The 16,239-nt window shown below is 59.6% G+C and carries 15 protein-coding genes; 2 read left to right on the plus strand and 13 right to left on the minus strand.

Annotation, left to right across the window (positions count from 1 at the left end; all coding sequences use genetic code 11):
- Positions 1 to 11: 11 nt before the first annotated feature.
- Genes kdpB through kdpF form a run of 4 tightly spaced genes read right to left on the minus strand, consistent with a single transcriptional unit; the run spans position 12 to position 4,142 of the window.
- Positions 12 to 2,099 carry a potassium-transporting ATPase subunit KdpB gene (gene kdpB / locus PH558_RS30025; protein WP_285208069.1) on the minus strand — a complete coding sequence of 696 codons (2,088 nt, stop codon included), beginning with the start codon at positions 2,097 to 2,099 and terminating at the stop codon, positions 12 to 14.
- Positions 2,100 to 2,147: 48 nt separating this feature from the next.
- Complete coding sequence (locus PH558_RS30030; protein ID WP_162751385.1) at positions 2,148 to 2,309, minus strand: hypothetical protein; 162 nt, start codon at positions 2,307 to 2,309, stop codon at positions 2,148 to 2,150.
- A 12-nt stretch (positions 2,310 to 2,321) separates the two neighbouring features.
- Positions 2,322 to 4,025: a potassium-transporting ATPase subunit KdpA gene (kdpA, locus tag PH558_RS30035; protein ID WP_095437453.1), complete on the minus strand. Its 1,704-nt coding sequence runs from the start codon at positions 4,023 to 4,025 to the stop codon at positions 2,322 to 2,324.
- Between the two features lie 27 nt (positions 4,026 to 4,052).
- Positions 4,053 to 4,142 carry a K(+)-transporting ATPase subunit F gene (kdpF, locus tag PH558_RS30040; protein WP_041678183.1) on the minus strand — a complete coding sequence of 30 codons (90 nt, stop codon included), beginning with the start codon at positions 4,140 to 4,142 and terminating at the stop codon, positions 4,053 to 4,055.
- A gap of 651 nt (positions 4,143 to 4,793) precedes the next feature.
- On the opposite strand from kdpF, the gene PH558_RS30045 reads away from it, so the two are divergent.
- Positions 4,794 to 5,813, plus strand: a complete 1,020-nt coding sequence (locus PH558_RS30045; protein WP_285208070.1) for a LacI family DNA-binding transcriptional regulator — start codon at positions 4,794 to 4,796, stop codon at positions 5,811 to 5,813.
- A gap of 24 nt (positions 5,814 to 5,837) precedes the next feature.
- On the opposite strand, the gene PH558_RS30050 is transcribed toward PH558_RS30045, so the two are convergent.
- The 7 genes from PH558_RS30050 to PH558_RS30080 form a co-directional block, all read right to left on the minus strand.
- Entirely contained in the window at positions 5,838 to 6,848 is a 1,011-nt protein-coding gene (locus PH558_RS30050; RefSeq protein WP_285208071.1) for a zinc-dependent alcohol dehydrogenase family protein, read from the minus strand.
- A gap of 96 nt (positions 6,849 to 6,944) precedes the next feature.
- Positions 6,945 to 8,003: a carbohydrate kinase family protein gene (locus PH558_RS30055; protein WP_113407128.1), complete on the minus strand. Its 1,059-nt coding sequence runs from the start codon at positions 8,001 to 8,003 to the stop codon at positions 6,945 to 6,947.
- Positions 8,003 to 8,674, minus strand: coding sequence for a D-lyxose/D-mannose family sugar isomerase (locus tag PH558_RS30060; protein ID WP_285208072.1), 672 nt, complete (start codon positions 8,672 to 8,674; stop codon positions 8,003 to 8,005). The genes PH558_RS30055 and PH558_RS30060 overlap by 1 nt, the downstream gene beginning before the upstream one ends.
- Positions 8,674 to 9,828, minus strand: coding sequence for a Gfo/Idh/MocA family protein (locus tag PH558_RS30065; protein ID WP_285208073.1), 1,155 nt, complete (start codon positions 9,826 to 9,828; stop codon positions 8,674 to 8,676). Before PH558_RS30065 ends, PH558_RS30060 begins: the two co-directional genes overlap by 1 nt.
- A gap of 21 nt (positions 9,829 to 9,849) precedes the next feature.
- Positions 9,850 to 10,674, minus strand: a complete 825-nt coding sequence (locus PH558_RS30070; RefSeq protein ID WP_285208074.1) for a class I fructose-bisphosphate aldolase — start codon at positions 10,672 to 10,674, stop codon at positions 9,850 to 9,852.
- Positions 10,675 to 10,870: 196 nt separating this feature from the next.
- Positions 10,871 to 11,869 (minus strand): Tim44 domain-containing protein, encoded by a 999-nt coding sequence (locus PH558_RS30075; protein ID WP_113407132.1) that lies wholly within the window; start codon positions 11,867 to 11,869, stop codon positions 10,871 to 10,873.
- 166 nt (positions 11,870 to 12,035) lie between these two features.
- Complete coding sequence (locus tag PH558_RS30080; protein WP_095437446.1) at positions 12,036 to 12,257, minus strand: hypothetical protein; 222 nt, start codon at positions 12,255 to 12,257, stop codon at positions 12,036 to 12,038.
- Positions 12,258 to 12,611: 354 nt separating this feature from the next.
- Here PH558_RS30080 and PH558_RS30085 point away from each other — a divergent pair, with 354 nt between their 5' ends.
- The gene (locus tag PH558_RS30085; protein WP_069609985.1) at positions 12,612 to 12,890 is read left to right on the plus strand and encodes an HU family DNA-binding protein; all 279 of its coding nucleotides are present in this window, start codon (positions 12,612 to 12,614) and stop codon (positions 12,888 to 12,890) included.
- Positions 12,891 to 13,052: 162 nt separating this feature from the next.
- Here the strand turns inward: PH558_RS30085 and nrdF are convergent, their stop codons facing one another.
- Entirely contained in the window at positions 13,053 to 14,027 is a 975-nt protein-coding gene (gene nrdF / locus PH558_RS30090) for a class 1b ribonucleoside-diphosphate reductase subunit beta (protein WP_285208075.1), read from the minus strand.
- Between the two features lie 17 nt (positions 14,028 to 14,044).
- Positions 14,045 to 16,234, minus strand: coding sequence for a class 1b ribonucleoside-diphosphate reductase subunit alpha (gene nrdE / locus PH558_RS30095; protein ID WP_285208090.1), 2,190 nt, complete (start codon positions 16,232 to 16,234; stop codon positions 14,045 to 14,047).
- Between the last annotated feature and the right edge of the window lie 5 nt (positions 16,235 to 16,239).

The raw sequence follows: 16,239 nt of genomic DNA on the forward strand, positions 1-16,239 counted from the left end.
AGAGAAACTCCTTAGGCGAGGCCGATGGCGGTAATCGCCATGTCGATGGCCTTGATGCCGATGAAGGGGACGATGATGCCGCCGAGGCCGTAGATCAGCAGGTTGCGGCTAAGCAGCGCACCGGCGCCGATCGGACGATAGCGGACACCCTTCAGTGACAGCGGGATCAGTGCGACGATGATGAGCGCGTTGAAGATGATGGCCGAGAGAATGGCGCTTTGCGGCGTTGCCAGTCCCATGACGTTCAGCATCTTCAGCTGCGGATAGAAGGCGATGAACATCGCCGGGATGATGGCAAAGTACTTCGCGATATCGTTGGCGATGGAGAAGGTCGTCAGCGCGCCGCGTGTCATTAGCAGCTGCTTGCCGATCTCGACGATCTCGATCAGCTTCGTCGGGTCGCTGTCGAGATCGACCATGTTGCCGGCTTCGCGGGCAGCGACCGTACCGGTATTCATGGCAACGCCGACATCGGCCTGGGCGAGCGCGGGCGCATCGTTCGTGCCGTCGCCGCACATGGCGACCAGCTTGCCCTGTGCCTGCTCTTGACGCATCAGCGCCAGCTTCATTTCGGGCGTTGCCTGGGCGAGGAAGTCGTCGACGCCGGCTTCGGCGGCGATAGCAGCAGCCGTCAGCGGATTGTCGCCCGTGATCATCACGGTGCGGATACCCATGCGGCGCAGTTCCGCAAAGCGCTCACGGATGCCGCCCTTGACGATATCCTTAAGATGGATGACGCCGAGAAGACGACCGTCTCGCGCCACGGCAAGCGGCGTGCCGCCGGCCTTGGCGATCTCATCTGCGATCGCCTGCAACTCGCGCAGCATTTCGCTTGACGTGCGCGACATGACCGCAGTGCCTTCGGTTGCACCATTTGCTGCGCCCTCGACATAGGCCACAACAGCATCGACCGCACCCTTGCGGATCGACGAGCCATCGAGATCGACGCCACTCATGCGGGTCTGGGCGGTAAAGGGAACGAAGGTCGCCTTCAGGCTCGTCATGTCGCGCCCGCGGATCGCATATTTTTCCTTGGCAAGCACCACGATCGAGCGTCCTTCCGGTGTTTCATCGGCAAGCGAGGCAAGCTGGGCCGCATCGGCGAGGTCCTGCTCGCTGACGCCCCGAACCGGGCGGAAGGCGGTTGCCTGGCGATTGCCAAGCGTGATCGTGCCAGTCTTGTCGAGCAGCAGTGTATCGACGTCGCCAGCGGCTTCGACGGCGCGGCCGGACATGGCGAGCACGTTGAAGCGTACCAGACGGTCCATGCCGGCAATGCCGATTGCCGAGAGCAGAGCGCCGATCGTGGTCGGGATCAGCGTCACGAAGAGCGCGACGAGCACGACGGTCTGGATCGAGCCACCGGCATAGGCGGCAAAGCTCGGGATGGTGACGGTTGCGAGCACGAAGATCAGCGTCATGCCGGCCAGCAGGATGTTGAGCGCGATTTCATTCGGCGTCTTCTGCCGCTCGGCGCCTTCGACTAGCGCGATCATACGATCGATGAAGGTCGAACCGGCTGCGGCGGTGATGCGCACGCGGATCTCATCCGACAGAACCTGGGTACCGCCCGTTACAGCCGAGCGGTCGCCACCCGATTCACGGATGACGGGCGCAGATTCGCCGGTGATTGCAGCCTCATTGACGGAAGCGACGCCCTCAATGACCTCACCGTCCGAGGGGATGATATCGCCGGCTTCGACCAGAACGACATCCCCGACCTTGAGGCTGGTGCCGGGCACCATCTTGTAATCGGTACGGCTAGTGCCGCCGAGCAGCTTTGCCTGCGTTTCGGTGCGCGACTTACGCAGCGAATCCGCTTGCGCCTTGCCACGGCCTTCGGCAACGGCTTCCGCGAAGTTGGCAAACAACACCGTGAACCACAGCCAGATATTGATCTGCAGCGAGAAGGCGAGATTGCCGCCGCCGGTGACGAGGTCGCGCAGGAAGAGAACGGTCGTCAGCATCGAAACGACGGCGACCACAAACATGACGGGGTTCTTGGCAAGCGTGCGCGGGTTCAGCTTCTTGAACGAAGCGCCGATCGCCGGAACGAGGATGCGAGAATCCAGAATACTCGCTGATTTTAACTGGCTCATAAGAGGCTCCAGCGTGAAGAGGAAAACGTCAGATCGGAACGCCGCCGATCAGCCGATTAAAAATCCGAAGACGACAAGGCCGAGGAACAGGGCAACCATCGCCAGCAAAATGGCATCGGACGCGCAGGTTGTTCCGGCCGGGCCACGCCTCCTGTCGAAGGGGCGTGGATCGATGGCTTTTCTAAGCTTGCCTAGAAGCGGTTGGCTCATGGCCGTCATTCCTTAGAAGGTCTGGCCTGCGATCATCGCCAGATGTTCGACGATCGGTCCGAGCGCCAGCGCCGGGAAGAAGGTCAGACCGCCGACGATCAGGATCGTGCCGACCAGCAGGCCGACGAAGAGCGGGCCATCCGTCGGGAAGGTACCGGCCGAGGCAGGAACCGTCTTCTTGCTGATCAGGGAGCCGGCAATCGCAAGGGCCGGAACGATGACCAGGAAGCGGCCGATGAGCATGACGATACCGAGCGTGATATTGTACCAGGAGGTATTGCCGGTCAGGCCGCCGAAGGCCGAGCCGTTGTTTGCCGCGGCCGAGCTATAGGCATAGAGGATTTCCGAGAAGCCGTGCGGACCGGCATTCGCGATCGAGGCAACGGCGGAGGGCAATACAACGGAGATCGCCGTGAAGATCAGCATGCCGAAGGGCAGGCAAAGCACGGCAAGCATTGCCATCTTCACTTCCTTGGCCTCGATCTTCTTGCCGAGATATTCCGGCGTGCGCCCGACCATCAGGCCCGCAACGAAGATGGCGATGACGACGAACATCAGGATGCCGTAGAAACCGGCGCCGACGCCGCCGACGATGACTTCGCCGAGCTGCAGGTTGATGAGCGGGATCAGGCCGCCGATCGCGGTGAAGCTGTCGAGCATGCCGTTGACGGCGCCGCAGGATGCCGCCGTGGTGATGACGGCGAAGAGCGAGGAGGCGGCAATGCCGAAGCGGACTTCCTTGCCTTCCATATTGCCGCCCTGGACGCCGAGCGCATGAACAAGCGGATTGCCTGCCGCTTCAGCCCAATAAGTGACGATCACGCCGGCGATGAACAGCGTGCCCATCGCAGCCAGGATCGCCCAGCCCTGCCGCTGGCTGCCGACCATGCGGCCGAAGACGTTGGTGAGCGCTGCGCCGACGGCGAAGATCGCCAGCATCTGCAGGAGGTTGGAAATCGCGTCCGGGTTTTCGAAGGGATGCGCCGAGTTGGCATTGAAGAAACCGCCGCCATTCGTGCCGAGCATCTTGATGGCAAGCTGCGAGGCAACGGGACCGACGGCGATCGTCTGCTGCGCTCCTTCGAGCGTCGTCGCATTGACATAGGGACCAAGCGTCTGCGGCACGCCGAGATAGACGAAAGCAATCGTCAGCACGACGCAGATCGGCAGAAGGACGTAGAGCGTCGCACGGATCATATCGACCCAGAAGTTGCCGATCGCCTTGCCCGAAGCACGTGCGAAAGCACGGATCAAAGCAATGGCAATCGCAATGCCGGTTGCAGCGGAAACGAAGTTCTGCACAGTCAGGCCGGCCATCTGCACGAGATAGGACATCGTGCTTTCGCCGCCGTAGTTCTGCCAATTGGTATTGGTGACGAAGCTCGTTGCCGTGTTGAAGGACAGTTCCGGGCCAACTGCGGTCATGCCGGCCGGATTATACGGCAGACTGCCTTGCAGTCGCTGCAGGGCGTAAAGAACGAGGAAGCCCGCGAGGCTGAACAGCAGCATGGAAACCGAATAGGTCGTCCAGTGCTGCTCTTCGCGCTCATCCGTGCCGGCCAAACGATAAAGCCCCCGTTCCACAGGACGGAGGACGAAGGAGAGGAAGGTGCGCTCGCCGGTAAAGACACGCGTCATGTAACCGCCGAGCGGTTTGACGAGCAGGAGAAGGATCCCGATATAAATGAGGATCTGAAGCCATCCGTTGAAGGTCATGGAGGTAACTTTCCCTATCCAGCGCTGTCAGAAGCGCTCGGGGCGAATGAGAGCATAGACCAGGTAGACGGTGAGAAAGATCGTCACGCCGCCACCGAGAATGTAATCGAGAAGCATTGCCATCTCTCCGACTAGAGGCTGTCGCAGGCCTTGGTATAAGCGACACAAAGGAGGAAGAATAAAACGCCGATCCCGACAAGAAGAATGTCCATCATCGATCGCGAGTCCTTGATTGTTATTGTTGAATGCAGAAATGATGGAGAGCGCCCTTGCTCAGAGCGCCTCTTTTTCCTGCCGGCTAGGAAGATCACTTGGGGTGCATCTTCCAGACGCAATATGCGGCCGAACCGCATTAAGGTTCGAGACGGCGGAAAAGCGGAAGATATAAAAATCTTATAAATGCCAGGGCGGACGATGACGGTCTAAAACTATGTTCATACGCGAAGCAAATGCCTGCCTGCATTGCCGAACTCGTTCGAAGAACGAGGCATATTCCGTAGGCATGTGGCCGCTATTTTATTGAATTTCCTGAATGATCCGCACAAATCACGTGAGATGCCTCATCGATCTCAACCGCCCTCCATAATTGCAATCATACGATATGCAAGAAGTCTAATGTAGAAGGATTTGGCACAGCCAGATATTAAGACCGCATGGATGCCGCTTGATGCGGCATTCTGGCGGTGATTAAGTCCGAGGGCGAGTTGGCCTGCACTCCGACAGTCTTGCTCCCAACCATTCGACCGCAAGCCAAAGAAACGCGAGCAAGTGACGACCAGCATCAGACATATCGCCAAATTTGCGGGAACATCGGTCTCGTCGGTCTCGCGCGTGCTGAACAATAGCGGCTACGCCTCTCCAGAACTCCGGGAGCGCGTGGAAGCTGCTATCCGCACGCTTAACTACACACCAAGCAAAGGCGCGCGCATGCTGCGCGGCGCGCCGAGCCGGATGATAGGATTGATGCTGCCGTCGATCGACGTGCCCTTCTTCGGCATCCTTGCCCATGCGATCGAGCAGGAATTGTTCCAGCGCGGCTATCAGACCTTGATATGCAGCACCGCCGAAAACATCGAACACGAAGCGCGCTATATTTCCATGCTCCTATCCCAGCGCGTCGATGGCGTCATCGTTGCGAGCGCCTTCGGCAGCACCGAGCATTTCGAAGCGCTGCGCGAGGCCCATATCCCGATCGTCGCCATCGACCGCGAGCTTCCGGGAATAGCTGCTGAAGCCGTCATGGCCGATCACGAGGAAGGTGGGCGATTGATGGCCCGTCATCTGATCGAACTCGGTCATCGCGCAATCGGCATTGTCGGCGCCCCTGCCCATAGTCAACCGGTCCAGCTTCGGCTTCGCGGCATCAAGGAGGAAATGGCCGAGCGCGGCATCGCACCCGCCGCCATCGTCATGGCCGAAGAACATAGTTTTGCCGCCGCCTATCCGCTCGCAAAGCAACTGGTCGCCTCCCGGCCTGAGATGACTGGTATCATCGGCACGACCGACATATCGGCGATTGCTACGATCCATGCCGTTCAGGATCACGGCTTTTCCGTACCACGCGACTATTCCGTCATCGGCTTCGACGATCTGCCGGAGGCCGCCTATGTCTTTCCACGCCTGACGACCGTCGCGCAGCCGATCCGCAGTGTTGGCGAGCAGGCAGTCCGGCGATTGGAGGCCCTGATCGAAGAGCAAGAGGCGGACGGCGAATCCCGAGAAGACGCGATCGTCAAAATACCTGTCAGATTGATCACGCGCGACTCCACCGGCCCTGTCCGCAAATGAATGCGCACCGCCGTCAATCGGCTTTTACGGCCGGACAATGACCTTGATCTCACCGGCCAATGGCGCGCTGCCGACCACGCTCGCCACCTCTTCGAGACCTATGGTCTTCGTGACAAGCGAATCCAGTTCCAGAATACCGCTCGCCACCATGGCGGCCGCGCGGGAATGGGTGAAGGGATTGAGATAGGCCGGCCTGATCTCGACTTCGTTGACGAGCAGATCGAACGGTAGAACGGGCACTTCGAAGCCTGCCGGCGTCACACCAAAGAGAATGAAAGCGCCGCCGCGTCGCACCATCTGCACGCCCGTCTGCAGCGTCTCGGGCACACCGGCGCATTCTATGACGACATCGACGCCCCCGCCGGTAGCATCCCGCACGGCGGCAACGGCATCGGTCGCCGTCGGATCGAGGGCCTGTGTTGCACCCAGGCGCAAAGCTGCTTCCCGCCGTGACAGCTGCCTCGTGATCAGGATGATCTGATCAGCGCCTGCGAGGCGCGCCAGTTGGACCATGAGCAGGCCAATGACACCACCGCCCAATATGGCGACGCTGTCGCCCGGACGGATTTGTGCCTTGTCGATGGCATGAATGCAGCAGGCTAGCGGCTCGCAGAAGGCGCCATGAACGGGATCGAGATCCGCAGGCAGTATGAACGCCTGTCCGCAGGGAACTACGACATATTCGGCAAAGCCGCCATCGCGCGTCACGCCGATAGCCGTGAGGTTGGCGCAGAGATTCGGCCGCCCGCGCCGACAGGCGGGGCATGTGCCACAAGCGATATTCGGGTCTACGGTGACGAGTTCACTGCCCACGAACGAGGTAACGCCCTCGCCCACCTCCTCGACGAGGCCACAGAACTCGTGGCCCAAGGTCACGGGGATCGCCGTCGGATATTCGCCCTTGTACATGTGCCGGTCTGACCCGCAGATACCGGCAGCCAGCACCCGCACGACAATCTCCCCCGGACCGGCGCTCGGCTTCTCGACCATATGCATCGCCATATCGCCGATTGCTTCCAAACGGACTGCCCTCATTCGCCTCCTCCAAGCGTAAGATTTGATTCGCTCCCGCGCCGATCCCATCGGCACTATAGCACTCAATGATGAGCGCTGCCGCTTACAGCCGGTGCGCTAGGCACCGGCGGGCTGCATCTCCTTTATATCCTCCAGAAGTGCCGCCATGTCGGGGATGCCGTCCGTCGCGGTCGCTCCTCCAAGGCAACGGGCGGCGGCGGCATGTGCAACAGCGCAGATGCGCTCGACGGGCCAATTCTCATGCAGACCGTAAAGCACAGCGGCGCAGAAAGCATCGCCCGCGCCGACAGTGCTGACAATATCGGCCGGCTCGACCGGTCGGGAGCGTGAGATAATCGGCTTTGCGCCCGAAGCAAACCAGAAGCAGATTTCCGGGGCGTGAATGATTGCACCCTTTGCGACGCCTGCCGCCAGCAACCGTTCGCCGGCTGCCAGAAGTGCGGCCTGGTTCAACTCCCCTGCGGTGCCCCGTACGGTCACGCCGGTTGCCCGCCCTGCTTCGATTTCATTGATGATAAGGTAATCGCAATAGGGCAGCGCCGCGCCAACCTTCGCCGCAAACTCCGGATCCTCGCTGGAGACGAAATCGACGCAGGTGGTCAGGCCGGCATTGCGCGCGGCCTCCAGAAGGCGCGATGCTCCGGATCGGCCATCCACATCGATCCCGTCGAGACCAGGCAGAAGCATCAGATAGCCGAGATAAAACAGCCGATAGCCGGCATTGGCAAAGGTCGCGGGCGAGATGAGCGTGTCTGTCACCGCATCATTGGCACCGCCGTGATAGAAGAAGGTGCGGTTCTGCCCCGGCACGTTCATGACATGCGTATGGGCTGTTGCGCGGTCCGGACGCTCCCGCAGACCGCTTACATCGATGCCGGCGCTCTGAAGTCGGGTCTTGACGATCTCTCCATCGATGTCCGCGCCGATACAGCCGGCGGCGGCGAGCTTTCCGGGAAAGCCGAGGGAGGCGAGATCGGTGACGACATTGGCGGCCCCGCCGCCAACGCCCACATCCTGATGCTGAATATAGGCAAGATTACCCTGCTCGGGCCAATAGGACAGCGTATGGACACGGTCGACGATGAAATTTCCCGCGCAAACGATGCCTCCCTTGTCTTTCTTTTCACTAGCGCGAACCTCCTCCCCGGTCCTCATCAGCCACCTGCCTCGTTCCACAGAGGCCTTAGAGGCGGTTCATCCTCCTCGATCGCGGCGAAGCGCCCGAGCGGCTCCAGGAAGTAATTATCGCTATTGTCGTCATTGACTTGGCTGACCTCGCCGACGAAGACCGGACCGCCGCCCTTGTGGCCGTAGAAGCGATGATAAAGCCCGGTTCGGATCGTCACGCTCTGGCCAGGAGAAAGCACCAACGGCTCCCATACAGCAAGCTTCCTCGGCAAGCCGTCGACCGGGACGGTCACGTCATCCTGCAGAACATTGCCTTCGGCGTCGGTCGCCGCGAATTCAATGACGAGATCGCCGCCGGCCCTGTTGATGATGTCTTCCATCTTCGCTTGATGGCGGTGGGTCGGCGTGACCTGCCCTTCCGCGACGAAAAGCAGCTTCTCGGCATAGGTCCGCTCGCCTTCGACACCGACAACGCCGTTGCGCAGGCAAAAGAGCACGAGGCCGCATTCGGCAAAACGGCCGGAGCCGAAATCCGTGACGTCCCACCCCAGCTGATGGGCACGCAAATAGCGCGCCGCCTCCGGATTGGCGGCGAAATCCGCCGCAGTCCAATAACCCCATTCCGGCAGCGACCAGCGCCAATGGTCTAGGGTTTTGCTTGCGCGCCGCAGCGCTTCGTTGATTTCGGAGCGCTTCATCAGGTGGTCGCTCCTTCGTAATCGACCGGTACGACGATATTTTCACGGCCGGATTTCAGTGCCGCCGTCAGTACTGCGTGATGCGCCTGCGCTTCTTCGGGCGTCGCACAGGCAAAGCCATTGGCGTTTCCGCCGGCCAGTTCATCGACGAAGGCAGCCCACATTTGCTGGATGGCATCGGCGAAGCCGAACTCGAAAATCTTGCCTGTTATCGCCGGGAAGAGCGAACCATATCCCAAATCTTCAGTGCTCCAGGCCTGCGCGCCGCCATCATAGTCCATCCACTGCCACTGCCGCGGCGCTTTCGTGGTGAAGAAGGCACTCTTCTTCATGCCGAGGATGCGGATGTACCAGGTATTGGCCTCGCCCGGTGCGATCCGCCAGGTCTTCAGCACCATCGGAAAATCCTGGCCACCCGCGTTGACGCGCGTGCTGATCGTCGCATTGTCCCAGGTCGTACACGGTACCATGCCGCCCTTGCCATCCGGGCGCTCCGTGATCTTCTTGACCAGTTGCGCATGCAGCGTCTGCGGGCGCCAGCCGAGCCGCAGGGGCACATGCAGGACATGCATGCCGAGATCGCCCATGCAGCCGTATTCGCCGTTGATATCGGCCATGCGCTTCCAGTTGATCGGCTTCTGCCTGTCGATATCGGAGGAGTGCAGGAAGCCGGCCTCGACCTCGAGAATATCGCCCATCTCGCCGCTTTCGGCGAGCGCGATGACCTTCTGCGCCCCAGGAAAGAAGGGCATTTCCGACGAGCAGCGAACCAGAAGCTTCGGGTTTTCGGCAAGAACCGCCATGATCTCGCGGTTCTGTGCCGCATCCATGCCGAACGGCTTTTCGCCGAGCAGATGCTTTCCAGCCTTCAGAATGTCGACATAGAACTGCTGGTGCAGCACATGCGGCACGGCGCAATAAACCGCATCAACATCCTGATTGGCCAGCAGCTCCTTATAATCGCCGGTGAACTGCCTGACTGATGGCACATTGTCCTTGAACCAGTCGAGAAGCGCAGGATTGGTATCGCAGACGGCAACGATTTCCGGCCGTGCCCTCGTGTCGGCGAGATGCAGCCAGCGCGCCGCAGCGCTTGCGAATTCACGCCCCATCAGGCCGCAGCCGATGACGCCGAAGCGGAATACCTTCTTCATATTTCCTCCTCCAAGAATGCGTCAGGCGAGATGCCGCGAGGCGTCTTCGACGGAAGCCTCCTCATGGACGATCGCCATCAGGGCGCGCGTCATGCCCGCCGGATTGTTGTGCTGGATGACGTTGCGGCCATAGACGATCCCGCGGGCGCCCTGCTCCATCAGCTGTTTCGTGCGTGAAAGTATCTCCTGATCTGACACGCGGCCTCCGCCGCGAACGAGCACAGGAAGCCCTTGGGCGATCTCAATGACACGATGGTAGTTCTGAACATTGTCACACGGGTCGGCCTTGATGATGTCGGCGCCGAGTTCGGCGGCCTGACGCACCAGCGGCAGAATCTTGTCGATCGCGCCATCGACCATATAGGCGCCCTTGGAGTTATCCTGCATGACCAGCGGCTCGACCATCAGCGGCATGCCATAGATCTCGCACTCGCGCTTCAGGCTATTCACGTTGCGCACGCAGGCGCGATAGACTTCGGGCTGGTCCGGCAGCATCAAAAGATTGACGACGACACAGGCTGCATCGAGTGCCACCGCCTGTTCCACGCCCCGGTCGATCATCTCGGAAAACAGTGCGGAGGGCAGCGGATTGCCATAGATATTGGCGATATCGGTCCGCAGCACTAGAGCCGGACGATGCTTGCCGGGGATTGCCTGCAGAATAGGCGCGGTACCTGGCGGAAGCTGAATGGCATCGGGCGCAGCATCGGCAATGACCCTGATCGCTGTTCTCATATCCTCGATGCCGGCGAGAAAGGTCCGTTCATTGAACATGCCATGATCGATGGCGACGTCGAAGCAATTTCCGGACACGCCGAACAGGCGGTTGAGCCGCGCGGATTTCATCTATTTCCTCCCAGTGTGGTAACGTTTCCACATCAGCACATTAAAGGAGAGATTTGGCGAGTCAAGGCGAATGCCGCGTCGTCTTCGACACCCACCAGACGCCTTCAGGTTTAAAGGATGAGGACAATCAATTTATGGATATGACGAGCCGCCCGCGATCCCTCGCGAGGCGGTTCTTTGCGGAAGCTGCGCAGGATTAGTGCAGTTCCGTTCCCTGGATTGCTGAAAGCGTCCAGTCCGAACCGGGCTTGCGCACGAAGGTCCAGAGTTCCGTCGTTTCCGAGGGATTGCGGTCGTCGCCGTCGACGAGTTTCCCGGTCGCACGATCGACCATCGCGTCGATGCTCGAATAGCGCATGGCAAGCGTCGCATATTCGGCATTGCCCTCGCGCCACGCCTCAGCGATATCGCCTTGCAGCAGGCGGACGTCGGAAACGCTGTTGCGTACGCCGCTGGTCGCGTTTTCCCCAAGTTCTTCGGCGAGGTAGGACATCGCCTCCGGCGTGGTCAGCCGGCGCAGCGTAGCATAGTCTTCCTTGCCATAGGCCGACTGGATTTCGGTCAGAAGGTGCTCGAAGCGATCGAGATCGGCCTGCTGCAACCCGATCTCGTCATTCGCTTGGCGCGCCTTCGGCGCGGCTGCCGCTCCACCACCGATAGACGGAATGGAGAAGGAAGGGCGCGGGGAAGCACCTGCGTTGTTCATCGGATTCATATTGTAGGACGTGCCCGATCCCGGTGCTGCATATTGCGTCCGCTGGCGATTTGCAAAGAAACGCATGGCAAAACCGATCAGCAACACGATCAGACCGATCTGCAGCAGCATGCCGAGGAAGCCGACACCGCCGCCAAAACCGTGACCCAGCATCATGCCAAGCAGCCCACCGGCGATCAGGCCACCGATCATCGATCCGCCAAAGCCGCCGAAAAGGCCTGGACGCTGTGGCGCGCCGAGCGGCGGCTGCGTCGTTGTCTGCTGCTGCGGCCGCTGCGTCATCGACCGGTCGATCGGGGCAGCCTGCGTAGGCGCCGTCCGCGTTATGGCCGGTGTATCAAAGGTGCGCGTTCCGCGGCTTCCGAAGCCGCTGGATCCAGCCCGACGCGCGTCGGCGGCATCAAAGGTCGCCACGGACGAAGCGGCGGCAACGACGACGATGGCTGCAATCTTGGCGAAACGCGGTACTGCACTGAACATTGGCTCTCCTGTCATAGGGCAGAAAGACTAATCCGCCCCCTATATGGGGATGCCTGTTCGTGATTGTAAGGCTGCGATTTTAAGTTGGTGCAACTTTCAGATTTCAATCCAGAGCAAGCCGGCCGCGCGAGCACGCGGATGACTGGCCACACCCTTCGAGACGATCCTAATCTTCATCCGCTCCTTCGATCAAACCGTCATAAACCTCCATCATCGCGTTGGTAATGGCCTGGCCAAGTGCGTTACCGGCCGCGCGGACATCATCCTCTGTGCCGTCCCGTGCGGCTCTTGCCAATTCAAAGCCCTCATCGCTGATGATCTGCTTTGCGACCTCGATAGCCCAAAGCCCGAAATCACCGCGGTTGTCTATCTTGATCTCGTGTTCCATTGTCCGTTCCATCCGTTGATCACAGCCGAGCCTCTATAGACCTATCAGGCAAAAGGCCAGTTTCAATGAATTCGTCACCGCTCGCATCCGGATGGCGAAGAGAGTGCCGGAGCTCTGATTCCGGCCCTTCCCGCAGATTCGCAGGCGTCTGCGGGTATCATGGAGCGCTCTCCCATCGGCCGCCCAACCGAGCCATTGACTGGAAAAACGCCTGCGGAAAGCGTTCGAAATGGCCCCGATGCGTCGGAACCTGTGGAAATACAGGCATTCTCGGCCTTTCCGACCCCGACTCCAGGTGACAATGGACATCGGCAATGGAAATGATTCCAGCGTCATCAATGCGGGGGAAGCCTCATGACCACCACCAATGAAATCGCAGACAAGATCGCTGCAGACCACAAGCTTACCAAAGTCCAGAGCAAGGCGATTGTCGAAGCCGTCTTTGCAGCCATTACCGGAGCCGCAACATCCGGCGCCGAAACCTCGATCCCGGGCTTTGGCAAGTTCAAAGTCAAGGATACGCCGGCGCGCGAAGCACGCAATCCGGGAACGGGCGCAACCATCAAGGTTGCCGCATCGAAGAAGCTCGCCTTCACGCCGGCCAAGGCGTTGAAGGATGCGCTGAACAAGTAATCCGGATCGTCAGGATCCGACAGTTCAACGGCCGGCTCTATTTGTTAGAGCCGGCCGTTTGTGTTTCCAAGCGGAGGCGAGCGCCGCTCAGCGACGGCTGCCGTCAGGGCACCGTTTCCAAGGCGACGGCTCGAACCGCCTGAGCTGCGCCAAGCTCGATCCTCAGAAATTCCAGTCCTCATCCTCCGTCGCAACGGCCTTGCCGATCACATAGGACGAGCCGGAGCCGGAGAAGAAGTCGTGGTTCTCATCCGCATTCGGAGACAGCGCCGAAAGGATGGCCGGATTGACCTTGCAGGCTTCCGCGGGGAAGAGCGCCTCATAGCCGAGATTCATCAGTGCCTTGTTGGCGTTGTAATGCAGGAACTTCTTGACGTCCTCGGTCAGACCGACGCCGTCATAGAGCGCTTCGGTGTACTTGGCTTCATTGTCATAAAGCTCCAGCAGCAGATCGAAGGCGAAATCCTTGATCTCCTGCCTGCACTCTTCCGAAAGCCGCTCAAGCCCGCGCTGGAACTTGTAGCCGATGTAATAGCCATGCACGGCTTCATCACGGATAATGAGACGGATCATGTCGGCGGTGTTGGTGAGCTTGGCGCGGCTCGACCAGAACATCGGCAGATAGAAGCCGGAATAAAATAGAAAGCTTTCAAGGAAGACGCTGGCGACCTTTTTCCGTAGGGGATCTCCGGAAGAATACTGCTCCATGATCAGCGTCGATTTCTTCTGCAGGAACTCGTTCTCTTCCGACCAGCGATAGGCATCGTCGACATCGGGCGTCAGGCAGAGCGTCGAGAAGATCGACGAATAAGAGCGCGCGTGCACCGCCTCCATGAATGAGATGTTCGACAGCACCGCTTCTTCATGCGGGGTGGCGGCATCGGCCATCAGCTTGACGGCGCCGACGCCGTTCTGGATCGTGTCGAGCAGCGTCAGGCCGGTGAAGACCCGGATGGTGAGCTGCTGCTCCTCAGGCTTGAGTGTCGCCCAGGATTGAATGTCGTTCGACAAGGGCACCTTTTCCGGCAGCCAGAAATTCCCGGTCAGGCGATTCCAGACTTCGAGATCCTTGTCGTCCTCGATGCGGTTCCAGTTGATGGCGCGAACGCGGTTTGCCGGCTTGAATTGCATGTTCATTGTCGTCCCTCAAAGGTTCAGAGCGTGCAGGAAACGCAGCCCTGAACCTGCGTGCCTTCGAGCGCCATCTGGCGAAGCCGGATATAGTAGATGGTCTTGATGCCCTTCTTCCAGGCGTAGATTTGCGCCTTGTTGATATCGCGCGTGGTTGCGGTGTCGCGGAAGAACAGCGTCAGCGACAGGCCCTGGTCGACATGCTGGGTGGCCGCGGCGTAGGTGTCGATGATCTTTTCAGGCCCAATCTCGTAGGCGTCCTGATAGTAATCGAGATTGTCGTTCGTCATGAAGGCGGCCGGATAATAGACGCGGCCGATCTTGCCTTCCTTGCGAATCTCGATCTTGGAGACGATCGGGTGGATCGAGGAGGTCGAGTGGTTGATGTAGGAGATTGAGCCCGTCGGCGGCACGGCCTGCAGGTTCTGGTTATAGAGCCCGCCCTCCATGACAGCTTTTCTCAGATTCTGCCAATCTTCCTGCGTGGGGATGGCAATACCCGCCTTTTCGAAGATTTCCGCGACGCGCTCGGTCACTGGCCTCCATTCCTGCTCAGTATATTTGTCAAAATATTCGCCGGAAGCGTATTTCGAATTCTCGAAGCCCTTGAAGCTCTGGCCGCGCTCGACCGCAAGCAGGTTCGAGGCGCGAATGGCGTGGTAGGTCACTGTGTAGAAATAGATATTGGTGAAATCGACGCCTTCTTCCGAGCCGTAGAAAATGCGCTCGCGGGCGAGATAACCGTGCAGGTTCATCTGACCGAGGCCGATCGCATGGCTTTCGTCATTACCCTTTTCGATCGAGGGTACGGAGGAGATATGGCTCATGTCGGAAACAGCCGTCAGCGCACGGATCGACATTTCGATCGTCTTGCCGAAATCCGGGCTGTCCATTGCTGCAGCAATATTCAGAGAACCGAGATTGCAGGAGATGTCCTTGCCCATATGCTTGTAGGACAGGTCATCGTTGTATGCGCTGGCTTCGCTGACCTGCAAGATTTCCGAGCAGAGATTGCTCATGGTGATGCGGCCGGCAACCGGATTGGCGCGGTTCACCGTATCCTCGAACATGATGTAGGGATAGCCGCTCTCGAACTGGATTTCGGCGATCACCTGGAAGAATTCGCGCGCCTTGATCTTCTTTTTGCGGATGCGGCTGTCGGCCACCATCTCGCGATACTTCTCCGTCACCGAAATCTCGGTGAGCGGCACGCCATAGACGCGCTCCACGTCATAGGGCGAGAATAGGTACATATCCTCGTTGTTCTTCGCGAGCTCGAAAGTAATGTCCGGAATGACCACGCCGAGCGACAGTGTCTTGATGCGGATCTTCTCGTCGGCATTTTCGCGTTTGGTATCGAGGAAGCGCATGATGTCGGGATGGTGAGCGTTCAGGTAGACGGCGCCCGCCCCTTGCCGCGCGCCAAGCTGGTTGGCGTAGGAGAAGGAGTCTTCCAGCAGCTTCATGACGGGAATGATGCCGGACGACTGGTTCTCGATATGCTTGATGGGTGCGCCGGCCTCACGGATGTTGGTGAGCGATAGCGCCACGCCTCCGCCGCGTTTCGAAAGCTGCAGAGCCGAGTTAATGGCGCGGCCGATCGATTCCATATTGTCTTCGACACGCAGCAGGAAGCAGGAGACCAGCTCTCCGCGCTGCTTCTTGCCGGCATTGAGGAAGGTCGGTGTTGCCGGCTGGAAGCGGCCGGAGATAATCTCGTCCACCAGATCGCGCGCAATCTGCTCGCTGCCCTGCGCCAGCGTCAGTGCGACCATGCAGATACGGTCTTCATAACGCTCAAGATAGCGCTTTCCATCGAAGGTCTTCAGCGTGTAGCTGGTGTAGTATTTGAAGGCGCCGAGGAAGGTCGGAAAACGGAATTTCTTCGCATAAGCGTGGTCGAAGAGATCGCGCACGAAATTGAAGGAATACTGATCCAGCACCTCCTGCTCGTAGTAGCCTTCCGTCACTAGATAATCGAGTTTTTCCCTCAGGTTATGGAAGAAGACCGTGTTCTGGTTGACGTGCTGCAGGAAGTACTGCTTGGCCGCCAGGCGGTCCTTGTCGAGCTGGATCTTTCCGTGCTCGTCATAGAGGTTCAGCATGGCGTTCAGTGCGTGATAATCCAATGCTGGTTCCGCGGCCTTGGCTGGCCGATCATTCGTGGTAGCAGAAAAAGTGCTCTGCGGTTTTTCGCCCGCGTCCCGCGACAAAGAAG

The organism is Rhizobium pantanalense, from assembly GCF_030182525.1.
Taxonomy (GTDB): Bacteria; Pseudomonadota; Alphaproteobacteria; order Rhizobiales; family Rhizobiaceae; genus Rhizobium.